The following is a 15,797-nucleotide window of genomic DNA, read 5'->3' as shown; positions in this document are numbered from 1 at the left end:
TTTTATTAATCTTGAATCTTTATTCTAGGGTCTATAATACCATAAGATAAATCAACTAAGAAATTCATAATTATTAAGAAAGCTCCATAAAATATAGTAACTCCCAATATTGTAGGATAATCCCTTTGAGTGATGCTTTCAACAAAATATCTTCCAAGACCGGGTATATTAAAAATCTTCTCTACAACAAAAGAACCAGTAAGTATACCAGCAGCAAGAGGTCCTATATATGTAACTATTGGTATAATAGCATTTCTTAAAGCATGCTTAAATATAATTATGCTTCTTGATATACCCTTTGCCCTAGCTGTTTTTATATAATCTTGGTGAATAACATCAAGCATAGAACTTCTCATAAGTCTAGCCATAAAACTAAGTGAACTAAAAGATAAAGCAAAACCGGGCATTAAATATTGCTTAAAAGAATCAAAACCATAAGCAGGAAGCAATTTTAATTTAACAGAAAAAATAATTATAGAAACAGTAGCAACAACAAAACTAGGCACTGCTATACCTAAAGTAGCTGCCACCATCACAGCCCTATCTATTGCCTTACCCTGTCTAAGAGCGGCAACTATACCAAATAAAACTCCAATGGTAGTGGAAATAAACATACTAAATATTCCAAGCCTAAAAGACACAGGAAAAGCCCTCACTATAGTACCTGATACAGATTGACCTATTTTAGTGAGAGAAGTACCTAAATCTCCTCTAATTGCATTTTTAAGATAGTTTGCATATTGAACAACAAGAGGCTTATCTAAACCATATTTTTTATTTAAATTCTCCAAAGCAACTTTACTAAGCGGCTTCTCTCCAACAAATGGTCCTCCCGGTACCGTATGCATTAAGAAAAAAGTAATGGTTATTATAACAAATAAAGTTAAAACTGATATAAATAGTCTCTTTAAAACATAATCAAACATAAACTATACCCCAAAATTAATAATTAATTATACAATTATTAAGATATGCAATTATATAATAAAAATGTTCTTTCGTCAATTAAAAAAACTGAATAAAATTACATGTAAAAATTGTCATGCATATTCTATTTCTATTAGAGACCTCAAAGCACTTTTAGCCTCTGTTAAAAATCTCTGATTAGGATCAACTTTGTAGTTTTCGCCTATCTTAAATACTTCAGTACCGCTTTCTGATTTTAGTTTTAAGAAAATAGTATAATCGCCGGGGTTTGATGATATAGCATTTTGTAAACATAATAAATCCATATCATCAAATATATTTTTATTAACATAAAGTGCTAATTGTTTTTTGCCTGTAGTATTTTTTATAATAATATTATTATTTTCTCTTTTTATTATAGAACCATCTTTATTATTAACAGCATTTTCATTAGAGGGTTTTGGTATTTTATTTTCTGTTACTAAAGTTTCTGCATTATCTCTTTTTATCTCTCTTTTTACTTCTTTTAAAACATTCTTTTTATCATTAAGAACGCTGTCTAAATCTTTAATATCTATTATGTTATTATATATTTTGCCAGAAAACTTATTTTTATCTCTTTTACCTTTTATAAGTATACCCATATTTTCATTGAGAAGCTCTCTATATTTATCAACCTTTGTTGTAATATAGAAAGTGCTCTCTGTAAACAAATCTATCACTTTTAATACAAGCATAGGAGTATTTTTCTTTGTAGTACCTTCTGATATATTCATTAAAATTGCAGGTATAGAAAACTCATATTTATCTTCAAGTTCTTCTAATTCAAGTAAATTATTAAAATACTTATAATCTATTTTTGTAATATATCTTGCAAAAGGATGATATCTTAAAGAAAAGCCTAAAACCTCTTTTTCATTTTCCATTAAAATATTATTAGCATATTCAACCTGTTTTTCTATCACCAAAGAAGCACTTCCTGTATCATCTTCAGACATAGAATCAAAAAGCATAGTTTGTCCTGATAATGTTTCTTTTTGATAGTTAGATGCATGAGCAAGTATTGCATCAAGTGAAGAAAGTAATGCACTTTCAGTATGTCCGAACTCAGAGAAAGCCCCGCATTTTATAAGTGTTTCATATACTTTTTTATTAACCAAATGAACATCTACACGTTTTACAAAGTCTTCTAAATTTTTAAACTGACCATTATTTTCTCTCTCTTCTTGTACAGCTAAAGCAGCTTGAAGACCTACACCTTTAACAGCATGTAAAGCATATACTATCTTTCCGTTCTTTTGAGAGAATAAAGCATCACTTTCAAAAACGCTCGCAGTAACAACTTCTATATTTTTTTGTTTAATTTCATTTAGATATAACGCTATCTTATCAGTGTCAGCTATCACAGTATTAAGCAAAGCCACATAATATTCCATTGGGTAATGAGCTTTAATATAAGCTTCTTGATAGGCTATTAAAGCATAACAAACAGAGTGAGATTTATTAAACCCATATTCAGCAAAACCTTTCATTGTATCAAAGAGATAATTTAACAACTCTTCATCATATCCTCTTTCAAGTCCGCCGCTAATGAATTTCTCTCTCATAGAGTTCATTTTCTCTACTATTTTTTTACCCATAGCCTTTCTTAAATCATCTGCTTCGGCGGCAGTAAAACCTCCAATAACCCTACTTATAGCCATAATCTGCTCTTGATATATTAATACTCCCTGACTTTCTTTAAGTATAGGTTCTAAATCTGGATGCTTGTATACTATCTCTTTTCTTTTGTTTTTTCTGTCTGCATAATCTTTATCCATTCCAGAGTTTAAAGGACCGGGACGATATAATGCCACACTTGATACTAAGTCATCAAAACTTGTAGGCTGAATATTTATAAGCATCTGACGCATACCGGGACTTTCAAACTGGAAGACCCCTCCTGTATCAGCACGCCTAAATATATCATAAACAGCTTCATCATCTAAAGGAAGATTATCTATATCTATTTCAGTGCCGTATCTCTCTTTTATATCTTTTATAGCATCTTTTATGAGTCTTAAGTTTTTAATACCCAAAAAGTCCATCTTTATAAGACCAGCACTTTCAACATAAGTCATCTCATATTGACAAGCTCTTGTACCTGTTTTAGAATCCTGATAAACTGGAGCTAAATCAGCTATAGGATGAGATGATATAATTACACCAGCAGCATGAAGCCCAACATTTCTTACCAAACCATCAAGCCTCATAGATATCTCATACATATTTTTTAGCTCTCTGCTATTATCAATCTCTTTTCTAAACTCAGCACAATCGGGATGATCATATATATCTACAACTCTTTTTATATCATTAGGTATGCTTTTAGCAAGCCTATCAGCAGTAGCTAAATCTATACCCATAACACGGCAAACATCTCTTATAACAGAACGTCCGCCCAAAGCTCCGAAAGTAGCAATCTGAGAAACATTATCTTTACCATATTTTTTTGTTACATAATCTATTACAACTTCTCTTTTATCATCTTGGAAGTCAACGTCTATATCGGGCATGCTTTTTCTTTCTGGATTTAAAAATCTCTCAAAAAGCAAATTATAATCAAGCGGATTAACCTTTGTAATTCCTGTAGCAAATGCAACTATTGAACCAGCTGCACTTCCTCTTCCCGGACCTACAGCAACATCATTATTTCTTGCATAATTAATAAAGTCCTGAACTACTAAAAAATAACCTTCAAAACCCATCTTAGCTATAACACCTAATTCCATATCAAGCCTTTCCATAGCCTCTTTTGGAATATTGTTATTATAATGCTTATTAAGTCCTTCTAGGCACATTTTTCTTAATGCAGTAGTTTCTGTCTCACCATTAGGAAGCTCATAATTTGGCATATAATAAGTTTTAGTCATTATATTTAAATCTTTGCATTGCTCTGCTATTTTAACTGTGTTTTCAAAGGCTTTTGGAAGTTTTGCAAAAGATTTTTTCATCTCTTCTTCAGTTTTCAAATGAAACTCATTGCTTGGAAACTTATATCTTCTTGGCATATCTAAAGTAGCTTTAGTTTGTATTGCCAAAAGTATTTCATGAGCCTTAGCATCTTCTTTTAATACATAATGCACGTCATTTGTAACTACTAATTCTATATTATGGTGATTTGCTAATTTATATAAAGCACTATTTAATGTTTTCTCTTCTGCTAATCCATGATCCTGAAGTTCTATATAAAAATCTTCTCCAAATATAGATTTATAATATTCAGCTAATTTTGAAGCCTGTTTATAATCTTTTTTTCTTATAGCAATAGGAATCTCTCCGCCCATACAAGCAGATAAACAAATCAAGCCTTTATTATATTTTTCTATTAATTCATGATCAACTCTTGGTCTATAATAAAAGCCTTCAGTATATCCATGAGTTACCAATTTGCATAAATTGTTATATCCCTCTTTATCTTTAGCAAGAAGAACTAAATGCATAGCACTTTTCTCTTCAGAGTTATCTAATTTTTTATCAAATCTAGTCTTTGGAGCAACATATACTTCGCATCCTATGATAGGTGTAATTCCTTTATCTTTAGCCTCAGAAAAAAACTCCATAGCCCCAAACATATTACCATGGTCTGTCATAGCTATAGCAGGCATATCTAATTCTTTTGCCCTATCTATTAAACCTGGTATGAGTCTTTTAGTTTTATCTGTTTTAGAATATAATGATTTAATACGAGCAGCACCATCAAGTATAGAATACTGAGTATGTACATGTAAATGAACAAATGACATAAGATTATACCCCTATTTTTCTAAATCTTATTTTATACCCAATTATGTTAAATATCAAGTTAAAAATCGATTTAAAAACAATATTATAATATACTATAAATATTTACGGTAAAAAATACTAAAAATTAAATCCAAATACAATAATTTTCAAAAATTAGTGCTATAAAAAAATATTTTAGCTATTGACATTTTTTATTAAATATGCTATTATACTTAAACAATTAACGATAAAAAAATATTCCGAGATAGCTCAGTCGGTAGAGCAGGTGACTGTTAATCACCGGGTCGCAGGTTCGAGCCCTGTTCTCGGAGCATTATTTTAGCCCTATGTTTATGGGGCTTTTTTTATTGCAAAAAATTAATTCAAAAAATCAATAATTATATATTAAACTTAAGAATCTATCTTGAAAACAACCATAGAACAATCATCATCAGGACTTCTATAATCTAAATACTCATAAAAATCTATTTTAATAGTTTCTATAATATTTTCAGCACTATAAGCACTATTATTTATAAACATATCTTTTAACCTATCTATACCATATACATCATATTTATTTTTTGACTTGGATGCCTCAATAATTCCATCTGTAAAAAATAAGAAAACATCTCCATTATTAAGTTTAATATCCTCTTCATGAAAATATGCACTAGGAAATAAACCTATTATAGTGCCGCCATTTCTATATTCTTTAATAGCATTATCGCGTATACAAAGCAAAGGAGTGTGTGAAGCATTTGAATAAGTTAAAACTCTATTTTTTAAATCTATTTTCGCAACTATCATCGTAGAATAATATCCGCTTGGCATCATATTAATTAAAGTGTCATTTATATCATGAAGCAGTGCCTTAACACTTTTAAAATTTTCAGATAAATCTCTAAAAGCAGTTTTTATTACAGCTGTTATTATGGCAGCATCTATACCATGCCCGCTAACATCAGATATAATAAAAAGTATCTGACTGCTGTCCCCATTTAAATAAACATAATCAAAAAAATCTCCCCCTATTATCTCAACAGGATTATAAAAGGAATAAGAAGATAAATGCTCATTATTTGGCATTTTCTTAGGAAGCATAAAAGTCTGTATCTTCTTAGCATTTTTCATGTCTTTTTTATATTTCTTTCTTATATTATCCAACACATCATATCTTCCCAATATATACATGTTTTTTTCTTTTAATTTTTTTATGGCACTTTGATAATCATATAATATACTGCTAGTGATTTTTGAAAGCCTATATGTAACCCCATTATTTTGAGTTTCCATTACTTCCTTATAATTGCTTATAGAACTATTTAAATAAAAATATACTATAAAAAAAGAAATTGAAAAAATTAAAAAGAATACAAGTAAAACTATAAATACAATTTTTGTATCATAATAAATTATAGAAGCAATATTTAATATGAGAAACAGCAAAAAAAATGCTATCAATGCTATTTTCAATAAAATTAAAACTTTTTGTTTCATAATAAGAACTTATTATTATTATAAAACAAAAAGTAATTATTTGCAAACTACACAAAATTATATAAATTAATAAAACTAATAATTTTTATTGAAAATTTTTATCTATAAGTTTTTCATATGTTCCATTAGTCATTATTACAGATAAGCCTTCGTTAATCTTATCCAAAATTAAAGTATCTTCCTTTCTCACAGCAATAGCATAATCTTCTTCAACAGCATCACTTTCTATTAATTTAATACCATCATTATATTTAGCAAAATTTTTGCAAGGCTCTTTATCAAATACAATAGCATCAATTTTATCTTCTGCCAAAGCAAGTACAGCCCCAGCTCCAGTATCAAATTTCTGAGTATTAACCCCTTCCGTTTCTGTCATAATAATATCACCCGTAGTACCAATAACAACACCAACATTCTTTCCAAGCAAATTATCAAAATTAGTAATACTATCATTTTTTTCATTAACTAACATAACCTGACTAGATACATAATAAGTCTTAGAAAAATTAACAAACTTTTTTCTCTCCTCTGTCACAGTCATTCCCGCAATAATAGCATCTATTTTTTTAGTTTGTAAAGCAGGTAAAAGACCATCAAATTTCATAGCTACAATCTCAATATTAAGACCAGAAACTTTAGCTACTTCATTTATTATATCATAATCAAATCCCTTTATCTCATCACCTTCATAATAACCAAAAGGAGGAAAATCAGCATCAATTCCAACAATCACAACATCTTTGTTTGATACTTCTTTATTATCACTATTGTTGTTATTATTTCCACAAGAAAGAATTAATAAACCAAAACATAAAAACAAAAAGAATATTTTTTTCATTATAGAAACTCCAATTATTACTGCGGATAATAATACTATAAGAAGTTAAGAAAGTCAAGTGCTATTTTTTAAATATAAAAAATACAGCTAATATTAAACATAAAAAACCAATAAAATGATTAATTCTCAAAGTTTCTGTTTTAAAAAATACAACTGTAAATATTGTAAATATAGTTAAAGTAATAACTTCCTGCATAACTTTTAATTGCATAAGAGAGAAAGGCCCTCCATTCCCCTCAAAACCAATTCTATTAGCAGGCACCTGAAAACAATATTCAAATAAAGCAATACCCCAACTAATTAATATAACAAAAGGAAGAGATAATTTAGCTAAACCTTTCATTTCGCTAAATTTCAAATGTCCATACCAAGCTATAGTCATAAATGTATTTGATAAAATAAGAAGTATTATAGTGCTTACACCTTTCATAATTTTTTAATCTCCTGTTTTTATTATGATTTAAAAAATATTTATTTATTAACTTAAAAGTTTAATATTGATTTTAGGATTTAAAGCATAATGCTGTTCTATTTTCTTTTTTGTATCATCTATTAAAGATAAAACATCAGAAGCTTTAGACATATTAGTTGAGCAATTATCAATATAAATACATTCATTAACTATATAATTTGGAAATCTTTTATGCCATCTCATAGTACCAGCCTTCATATCAAGCCCGCCAACTCTCTCAACCATCTCATAAGCTTTTATATTATCAAAATCTTCAAATACAGGACCAATATTTGCTTCCATTGGGGCAACAGAGCCTCTTATATATCTAAACCACTCTATTCTATTATCTATACTTTCAGGAGAATCTTTCTCTAATCTTAAAGTAGCAGATAAAATAATCATATTGTCTTTAATCTCTCTGCTTGAAGACAAATATTCATTTTTGGATATATCTTTTATAATCATTAAATCTTGATAAAGTACAGTTAAAGTTTCTACAATATTCATAAATGACATGCCAAAAGATTCAAGCTCTCCATAAATAGCAGACTCTATTCGGCTATTAACTAAAGCAACAAACTCTAAACCAGATAAATTTCTAATACGAGCCTCATGTGAAAGTCTCTCCAAAATAGCAGAACTATTCGCTTTTAATACACAATCATCTAAAAACTCAAAATTTTCAAAACTGCCTTCCATAGATATAATAACTCCATCATACCCATCATCAGATACAAGGAATTTATTTTTATCTTTTATCACAAAATATTTTATATTATTTTTATTTAGAAAGACAAGTAAAGACAAAAGTTCATCTATATTCTTTACAGTAACATATAAATCTACTATTCCCCCAACACTAAAACTAGTACATTCTTTAAACGGACGGTTTTTATTGTATGTAACCTTATTTTCTTGTAAAAAATCTTCAAGAGCTTGATAATTTTTTTGCATAATCGTTACTAACCTTTACTATATTACCAGCTCCTAAAGTAATTATTACATCTCCGTCTTGTTTCATTTTTTCTAACTCTGGCAATATATCTTCTATATTTTTTATATATTTTATATTATTATTTTTTACTATTTTACATATAGTTTCACCGCTAATTCCTGCAATAGGATTTTCTCCAGCAGCATATATATCGGTAATTATTAAATTATCAGCATTTAAAAAAGCTTCTTCAAAATCATTTAAAAGCAGCTGAGTTCTGCTGTATCTATGAGGCTGAAATATAGCTATAATACGTCTGTCTTTATAAGCATTTCTAAGTGAAGATAATGTAGCTTTTATTTCTGTTGGGTGATGACCATAATCATCAAATAATGTTATCTCCTTATCATACAATTTATTTAATCTTCTGCCTACACCTTCAAAGGTTTGAAGTGCTTTTTTTATAGTATCAGTATCTATATTTAAATGGTACGCCACTGCAATTGAAGCTAAAGAATTAAGCACATTATGCTCGCCTATTAAAGGAAGTTCAAACTCCCCTAATAACTCATCTTTATAATAAGCTTTAAAATATGTTTTAAACCCTTCTGTATTTATAGAGGTTTTATCAACATAAAAATCATATTCATTAGAAAAGCCATAAGAATAATATTTTTTAGTTACACTCTTAGCTAAATCTTTTACAACATCGTTTTCAAAACAAAGAAAAGAACATCCATAAAAAGGAACTTTATTAATAAAATCTAAAAAAGCAAGTCTTAGTTTTTCAACATTGCCATAATAATCTAAATGGTCATTATCAATATTTGTAACAACGCTAAATACAGGTGAAAGCCTTAGAAAACTTCCGTCACTCTCATCTGCCTCACAAACCATATATTCACTATTTAAATTACAATAGGCATTGCTCTTAAGATTAAAATGATTTCCGCCTATTATGCATATTGGGTTTAATTTTGCCTCTATCATTATTTGGCTTATTAGAGAAGTGGTAGTAGTTTTTCCATGAGAGCCTGATATTGCTATTCCTTGCTTCAAACGCATAATTTCAGCAAGCATCTCTCCTCTTGGTATCACAATAATATTTTTCTTTTTAGCAGATATTATCTCTTCATTAGTAGGGCTTATTGCTGAAGAGCTAACAACAGCTGTAACATCATCTTCTACATTACTTTCTCTATGACCATAATAGACTTTAATACCGCAATCTTCTAAAGACTGAGTTTTTGGAGTTTTAGCTAAATCGCTTCCTGTAATTGTAAATTCATCTATAGAATTAAGCACCAATGCTATAGCACTCATTCCTATTCCGCCTATTCCTATAAAATGTATCTTCTCTTTCTTTTTTGTAAACATTCGCACATACCTATAAAATTTTTATTTTTTAAATAACAAAACAAATAATTTTTAGTTAAAATTACATAAAAAATTGTAATTAATTAATATTAATTTTTTTTATAATATTTGTGGTAGAATACCCATTTACAAAATCTATTAATACAGTTTGTTTAGCATATTCTCTGCCAACAACCTCTTCTATTTTATAATCTCCGCCTTTCACTAAAATATCAGGTTTTATAAATTTAATTAATTCTAAAGGGGTGTCTTCATCAAAAATAACAACATAATCAATGCACTCTAATGCAGATAACACTATAGCTCTATCAGTTTCATTATTTATTGGTCTGCTACTTCCTTTTAACCTTCTCACAGAGTCATCACTATTTAAGCCAAGTATAAGTATATCGCCAAGCTCTTTTGCTTTTTGTAAATATTCTACATGTCCCCTATGAATAATATCAAAACAGCCATTAGTAAATACTATCCTTTTTGTCTCTCTTTTATTTAATACATTTTTTAATTCTTCTAAATCATTAAGTATTTTTTTCATATATCAATAAAGTATAAACAAGCCCATTTTGAAATTTTTACATAAATTATAACATAAAACCAATTAATGACAATCATAATTTAATAATAATTTAAATTAATTATATTTTTTTAATTAGATGTTCTCTTTGAAGCAACAAAAACTACAAAACCAAATAATAAATATAAAGCAGAAGTAATTATTGCAGTAATTAAATTATCCATAGTAGAGCCAATAGCTAAAACTGTATTTAAAATAGGCACAACCAAAAGCCCAGTAACAGACATTAATGAAAAACCTAAAGAAAACTCACTTAAAGCAGGACTTTTATAATCTGGGTCGCATATTTTTAGAAGTGTCATACCAGTTATGAGTACCCCTGTTAAAGTACCCCAAGAAATTATAGCTCTCTCAAAAGTATAATCATCTTTAAATAATATGCTAGTAAAAGAAAACACTATTAAATATGTAAATATAAACCCAAATACGCACATAACAATTATTGGAGCCATATAAGTTATAACTGCCTCTATTGGCAAACTGGTTATGGCAGACACTATAGCAAAATCGCTTAAAGTACCCATTATCTTAGCCTTTACTTTAGAATCTACGCACCAAGATAATTTTAGCTTTTTTATGATGAAGTTTAATGCAAACATTATTATCATAGCATAAGTCCAAACAGGCAAAACATTAAGGCCCTGTATGCCTATTTTTTTTATAAATCCTAATACAATATATGCTATAGCACATACGCTAAATATAACAGCGAGGTGAAAAGTGATAGTTTCTATGGAACTGCTAAAAAAAGTCTCTCTTCCCAAACTACCCTGTTTAGATATATCATCATTATAGCCAACCTTTGTAGGGTCTTCACTTGATATTTTTTTTACTATATTAGTTTTATTTTTTCTTATAGCAATATTAATAAAAACTATGCCAAAAAGTATTCCCCCAATAAGCCCAATAGTAGCAGTAGTTAAAGCAACGCCCTGAGCAGTTTCTTGTATTATTATGGGAAGCCCAAAACCTTCAAGCAATTTACCAGTGGAAGCTGCAAGTCCATGCCCGCCAGCAAACCCTGCAGAAAGCTCATAACCGAATGTTCTATACATTGGCATATTTGGATTTATTTTACTAAAAAATATATTTGTAGCATAACCTATAGCAGATTGAGCCATACTCGCACATTGAAATATAGCAAATAGCATTAAAACCTTAGCAGGATAAAGTGATTTTATACTTTTGTTTTCATTTAAAAACATCCCCAAAGGAATTGCCGCAAATATTGGTACAGATAAAATACCGGGTAAAAGTGAATAAAACTTAATATATTCAACCGATATTGAATAACTTGAAAACCTTCCCAAAATCTCTGGAGATATAATTAACCCTATAAAGCCGCCTATCACAGAGGCAGGTAAATATAAATCTTGAAATAGTTTTACCTTTGCTCTTAAAAAAGTGCCTATTAATAATAATATAGATAAAAGTCCCAATGCCTGAAGTAATTGTGTTAATAATTTCGAAGTCATTTTTTGTCCTGATATGATTTTTTATTTAATTTATTGCTTTTAGTTTTAATAATTTCTCTCTCTTCTATTTTTATATGGTCGCCATAAAACTTTGGAGGTCTGTTAAAAATAATATCTGCAAACATTAGTAATCTTGCTCCAACTTCTCTTGGAAATTGCCTTATTCTATATAATTTTCTTACATTATCAGCACTATAAGCTATTGCCTTAATATTTTTTTCTCTGGCAATAAACACAGCCCTCTCATTGTGAAAAGGCTGAGATACTATAGTAAAATTACTTAAATCAAAAACCCTATTTGCTCTTAATATAGAATCTCTAGTTCTAAAACCAGCAAAATCTAAAAATATATGCCTCTTATCTACTCCGAGTTTTATTAAATCTAAACGCATCTGTCTAGGTTCATTATAGGACCTATGTCTATTATCGCCGCTAACAAGTATATATTTTACTTTGCCGTTAGTATATAGCTCATAAGCTGCATCCATTCTAAACTTAAAATACATATTTATTCTGCCGTCAGACAAATATTTACTAGTACCCAATACCAAAGCAACATCATTATATGGAATATCTTCTATAGAATTATATATATATTTATTTGAAAAAATAGATACGCTAAAATAGGATATTAAAGCTATTAAAACCGCAGCAATAGCAAACTCTACGATAAATTGGTAAAAAGAGTAAATAAAAAGCAAAATATAATTAATTATTTTTAAAAATATATTATTATAATTTTTACTAATATAATTAAACTCGTAAACTATTAATTTTATTTTTTTTATATATTTATTTTTTAATCTACTAAACACCATTCTAAACAATACAAATCATTATTTTTTTAATATTATCGTAAAAAATATAGGGAACTTTCCTTATAAATAATTCGTCTAATATTACATAATAAAACATATTAGGATTTTTTATGTTAAAAGCAATATTTTTTTCTATAATATCATTATTTTTTCTCTCTTGCCGAGGGGTACCATATCATCATTTAAGAGGATTTGATGGTCCACCACCACCTATGCCGGGAGGTCCAGTATTCTTTGACCATTTCTTTGGAATACATGGAATACTTAATATTATAATTAAAATTCTTATAATTGTTGTTTTAATTTTCGCAATAAAATACATATACGACAAAAATAAAAATAACAAAAAAGAATAGTTATAAAAAATTATTATCTATTATATGGGGCAAATCTCTGTAAGAGCCTTATTAAAAAATAAGCTGCTAAAAACATTACAACACATAAAGCCCATTCAATGCCTTTTGGAATTCAGGGAAAGACCTGTATAATAGAGCCTAATACAAAACCTGACATTATTAAATAAGATGATTTCACATAATGCTCCATCCAATATTCAAGCAATTTTGTAGTAAGCACAACCCCTAAGATACTTCCTATAGCTAAAGGAATCAAATATAGAAAATATAAATTAAGAACGGCATCAATAGTTTCTTTATATATCCCAATTTGACAATAATTATTTTTCTTATATATTATATAATAAATAATTATTTATTGAGGTGATATATGGGTTGTCTTGGTGTATTCTTTGCTTTAAGCGATAAAGATGTAAATAAATTATTAAAAACTTCAAGGTTTGAAAGACCTGATTTTATTTCTGAAGACTTAGAAGAAATATATTTTGAAAAGCATACAAAATATATTTATGAGCTTGATAAATCTTGGGACGCTATGCATAGATGTCTTTCTAATGATGGGCTTTTAGTATTCGGTGATGATAATTATCCTTTTGGTTCTATTATAATGGGAGGAGAGGTTTTATACGGAAATGGCGATGATGAGGAAGATTATATTATCACATTAAAAAAAGCTAATATAGTAAAAGATATTGCCTCAAAAATAGAAACTATAACAAAAGAAAAGTTCAAAGAAAAATATTTTAAAATAGATGAGAAAGATTATGAATATCCTCTAAGCGATGAAGATTTTGAATATACTTGGGATTATTTTTATAGAAGTATAGAGTTTTGGAAAAATGCTTCAGAAGTTAATAGAGCCGTTATATTTACAGTAGATCAATAAATAATGCAATGATAAAGCATTTCATTTTTATAATATTCATTTATTGTTTAAATGCTTATTCTATTATGCCAGAGGATATTTATAAATTAAGCGAATTAAAATATGATGGTTATGATATATACAGAGAAAAATCAAATATAATCGGTTTTCATAAATATGAATATAATTATAATCTGTTTTTAGAAGATGATAATTTCGATACTAATAATTTATTTATTAAGACATTTGACAGAGATGCGAATATAGAATTAAAAATAAGTACAAAACAAAATCAAAAATACAATATAAAAATATTAGAAATAAATATAATTAAGTTAGGGCGTATATTAAATACATACAAAATAAATATATACCCTACTCTATTTAATTTAGAAATTACAGACGGATACAATAATTATAAATCTCTAAAAGAAAATAAAACATTCACAATCAAAATAAATAAAAATATTTTTGATGAAATAACTGAAAGAAATATAAACTCATTTTTAAAAATGGATTTTTATTTAAATGGCAGTAAAAAAATAAAAAATTTTAAAGAAATAAATAACAATACAAAAACTTTTGATATAGAACTTTTTAGCAGATATCCATACTATTTTAATGTATATAATATGAAAGTAACTTATGAATAATATCAAGCCCATATATACTAAAAATTTTTAAGTTTGTCAATTTTTTTGTTGTTCTTTTTCCCGCAGCTCGCACCCATACCTAAAGGTACTTCCTACGGTCGCAGGCACTCCTTTCAGTCGCGGTGCGGACTTCGTCAAAAGAACCAAAAAGTGCAAGTATAAAATTAGTGCTAAATTATACTAAAATTGTATTACATGTAAGATACTTTATTAAATTAAACCCAAATATAGACTTTTTGCTTCTTTGTGGCACGCCACAAGGGCACTTCTTTCGGTCGCCCTGAAGGACTCCTTTCAGTCGCAAAAGAAGTGGGGGTGTGTACCCTAAGGGCACGCTTCGCAGGGGGCTAGTCACCACTAATAATAAAAATAAGAAAATAATTTTTTACAAAATGTAGTTGTTTAGGTATATATTATCTATTATCAGGGTCAAATCTCTGTAAGAGCCTTATTAAAAAATAGGCTGCTAAAAACATTATAGGACATAAAGCCCATTCAATGCCTTTTGGAAGCCCGGGAAATACCTGTATAATAGAGCCTAATACAAAGCCTGATATTATTAAATAAGACGATTTCACATAATGCTCCATCCAATATTCAAGCAGTTTTGTAGTAAGCACAACCCCTAAAATGCTTCCTATAGCTAAAGGAATCAAATATGGAAAATATAAATTATGAACTGCATCAATAGTCTCTTTATATATTCCCAAAAGCAAAAACATATATGACACACTTATACCCGGAAGTATCATTGCTATTGCCACAATTAACCCTGCAACTACAAGTATAAAATACATGAATGTCTCGCTTCTGTTGCCACCGCTGCTAAAAAAACCTTCTGGTATTATTGATATTAAATATACTATAGCAGCACCCAATAAAATATATACAATACTTAAAAAATCGAATTTATAAGATTTAGTTTTATTATACACCGTATTAAAGCCCCCAAGTGCAGCCCCCATAAAAAAGAAAGAAGAGACCGTATAATATTTTTCTATTAAGTTTGATAAAGGCTTTGAAATTATCACCATACCCAAAACAGAACCCGCACAAAAAAATATTAAAAACAAAAAGTTGAGTTTATTTTTTGAAATATAGTTTTCATTTTTTGAGAAAGTTAGTATACCGCTTAAAGAAGCTATTAATTTATCATATATTCCAAGTATCATAGCCATAGTGCCGCCGCTGAACCCCGGTACAAGCATTGAAGCTCCTATTATAAAACCTTTAATAATTGTATATATATAATTACCTATAATTTTCATAATTTTTAATAAAC

The 15,797-nt window shown here is 28.4% G+C and carries 15 protein-coding genes and 1 tRNA gene; 4 read left to right on the top strand and 12 right to left on the bottom strand.

The window, feature by feature from the left end; all coding sequences use genetic code 11:
- Nucleotides 1–5 precede the first annotated feature (5 nt).
- Both GQX97_RS01450 and dnaE read right to left on the bottom strand, forming a co-directional pair.
- Nucleotides 6–926, bottom strand: a complete 921-nt coding sequence (locus tag GQX97_RS01450) for an ABC transporter permease (protein WP_157150187.1) — start codon at nucleotides 924–926, stop codon at nucleotides 6–8.
- 114 nt (nucleotides 927–1,040) lie between these two features.
- A complete protein-coding gene (gene dnaE / locus GQX97_RS01445) occupies nucleotides 1,041–4,691 on the bottom strand; it encodes a DNA polymerase III subunit alpha (RefSeq protein ID WP_157150186.1) in 3,651 nt (1,216 codons plus the stop codon).
- Between the two features lie 239 nt (nucleotides 4,692–4,930).
- On the opposite strand from dnaE, the gene GQX97_RS01440 reads away from it, so the two are divergent.
- Nucleotides 4,931–5,003, top strand: a tRNA-Asn gene (locus tag GQX97_RS01440).
- Nucleotides 5,004–5,082: 79 nt separating this feature from the next.
- Here the strand turns inward: GQX97_RS01440 and GQX97_RS01435 are convergent.
- The 8 genes from GQX97_RS01435 to GQX97_RS01400 form a co-directional block, all read right to left on the bottom strand.
- Nucleotides 5,083–6,171 (bottom strand): PP2C family protein-serine/threonine phosphatase, encoded by a 1,089-nt coding sequence (locus GQX97_RS01435; RefSeq protein ID WP_232473237.1) that lies wholly within the window; start codon nucleotides 6,169–6,171, stop codon nucleotides 5,083–5,085.
- 85 nt (nucleotides 6,172–6,256) lie between these two features.
- Nucleotides 6,257–7,009 carry a basic amino acid ABC transporter substrate-binding protein gene (locus GQX97_RS01430; protein WP_157150185.1) on the bottom strand — a complete coding sequence of 251 codons (753 nt, stop codon included), beginning with the start codon at nucleotides 7,007–7,009 and terminating at the stop codon, nucleotides 6,257–6,259.
- A 61-nt stretch (nucleotides 7,010–7,070) separates the two neighbouring features.
- On the bottom strand, nucleotides 7,071–7,439 hold the full coding sequence (locus tag GQX97_RS01425) for a DMT family protein (protein ID WP_157150184.1): 369 nt from the start codon (nucleotides 7,437–7,439) through the stop codon (nucleotides 7,071–7,073).
- A 48-nt stretch (nucleotides 7,440–7,487) separates the two neighbouring features.
- On the bottom strand, nucleotides 7,488–8,417 hold the full coding sequence (locus GQX97_RS01420) for a UDP-N-acetylmuramate dehydrogenase (RefSeq protein ID WP_157150183.1): 930 nt from the start codon (nucleotides 8,415–8,417) through the stop codon (nucleotides 7,488–7,490).
- The gene (murC, locus tag GQX97_RS01415; protein ID WP_157150182.1) at nucleotides 8,392–9,774 is read right to left on the bottom strand and encodes a UDP-N-acetylmuramate--L-alanine ligase; all 1,383 of its coding nucleotides are present in this window, start codon (nucleotides 9,772–9,774) and stop codon (nucleotides 8,392–8,394) included. Before murC ends, GQX97_RS01420 begins: the two co-directional genes overlap by 26 nt.
- 79 nt (nucleotides 9,775–9,853) lie before the next feature.
- Nucleotides 9,854–10,309, bottom strand: a complete 456-nt coding sequence (gene rfaE2 / locus GQX97_RS01410; protein WP_157150181.1) for a D-glycero-beta-D-manno-heptose 1-phosphate adenylyltransferase — start codon at nucleotides 10,307–10,309, stop codon at nucleotides 9,854–9,856.
- 110 nt (nucleotides 10,310–10,419) lie between these two features.
- On the bottom strand, nucleotides 10,420–11,823 hold the full coding sequence (locus GQX97_RS01405; protein WP_157150180.1) for a sodium/glutamate symporter: 1,404 nt from the start codon (nucleotides 11,821–11,823) through the stop codon (nucleotides 10,420–10,422).
- Complete coding sequence (locus tag GQX97_RS01400) at nucleotides 11,820–12,641, bottom strand: ElyC/SanA/YdcF family protein (RefSeq protein WP_157150179.1); 822 nt, start codon at nucleotides 12,639–12,641, stop codon at nucleotides 11,820–11,822. The genes GQX97_RS01405 and GQX97_RS01400 overlap by 4 nt, the downstream gene beginning before the upstream one ends.
- A gap of 110 nt (nucleotides 12,642–12,751) precedes the next feature.
- Between GQX97_RS01400 and GQX97_RS01395 the strand changes: the two genes are divergently transcribed.
- Entirely contained in the window at nucleotides 12,752–12,997 is a 246-nt protein-coding gene (locus tag GQX97_RS01395; RefSeq protein ID WP_157150178.1) for a hypothetical protein, read from the top strand.
- A 112-nt stretch (nucleotides 12,998–13,109) separates the two neighbouring features.
- On the opposite strand, the gene GQX97_RS14895 is transcribed toward GQX97_RS01395, so the two are convergent.
- Nucleotides 13,110–13,301 carry an undecaprenyl phosphate translocase family protein gene (locus tag GQX97_RS14895; protein WP_255447222.1) on the bottom strand — a complete coding sequence of 64 codons (192 nt, stop codon included), beginning with the start codon at nucleotides 13,299–13,301 and terminating at the stop codon, nucleotides 13,110–13,112.
- Nucleotides 13,302–13,367: 66 nt separating this feature from the next.
- Between GQX97_RS14895 and GQX97_RS01385 the strand changes: the two genes are divergently transcribed.
- Together GQX97_RS01385 and GQX97_RS01380 are read left to right on the top strand one after the other, a co-directional pair.
- Nucleotides 13,368–13,883 (top strand): YfbM family protein, encoded by a 516-nt coding sequence (locus GQX97_RS01385; protein ID WP_157150177.1) that lies wholly within the window; start codon nucleotides 13,368–13,370, stop codon nucleotides 13,881–13,883.
- Between the two features lie 8 nt (nucleotides 13,884–13,891).
- The gene (locus GQX97_RS01380) at nucleotides 13,892–14,515 is read left to right on the top strand and encodes a hypothetical protein (protein WP_157150176.1); all 624 of its coding nucleotides are present in this window, start codon (nucleotides 13,892–13,894) and stop codon (nucleotides 14,513–14,515) included.
- Between the two features lie 413 nt (nucleotides 14,516–14,928).
- On the opposite strand, the gene GQX97_RS01375 is transcribed toward GQX97_RS01380, so the two are convergent.
- Entirely contained in the window at nucleotides 14,929–15,783 is an 855-nt protein-coding gene (locus GQX97_RS01375; RefSeq protein WP_157150175.1) for a DUF368 domain-containing protein, read from the bottom strand.
- Between the last annotated feature and the right edge of the window lie 14 nt (nucleotides 15,784–15,797).

This window comes from Brachyspira sp. SAP_772 (genome assembly GCF_009755885.1).
Classification (GTDB): Bacteria; Spirochaetota; Brachyspiria; order Brachyspirales; family Brachyspiraceae; genus Brachyspira.
Note: the sequence above shows the minus strand (reverse complement) of the source record. Positions and strands in the feature narration are given on the sequence as shown.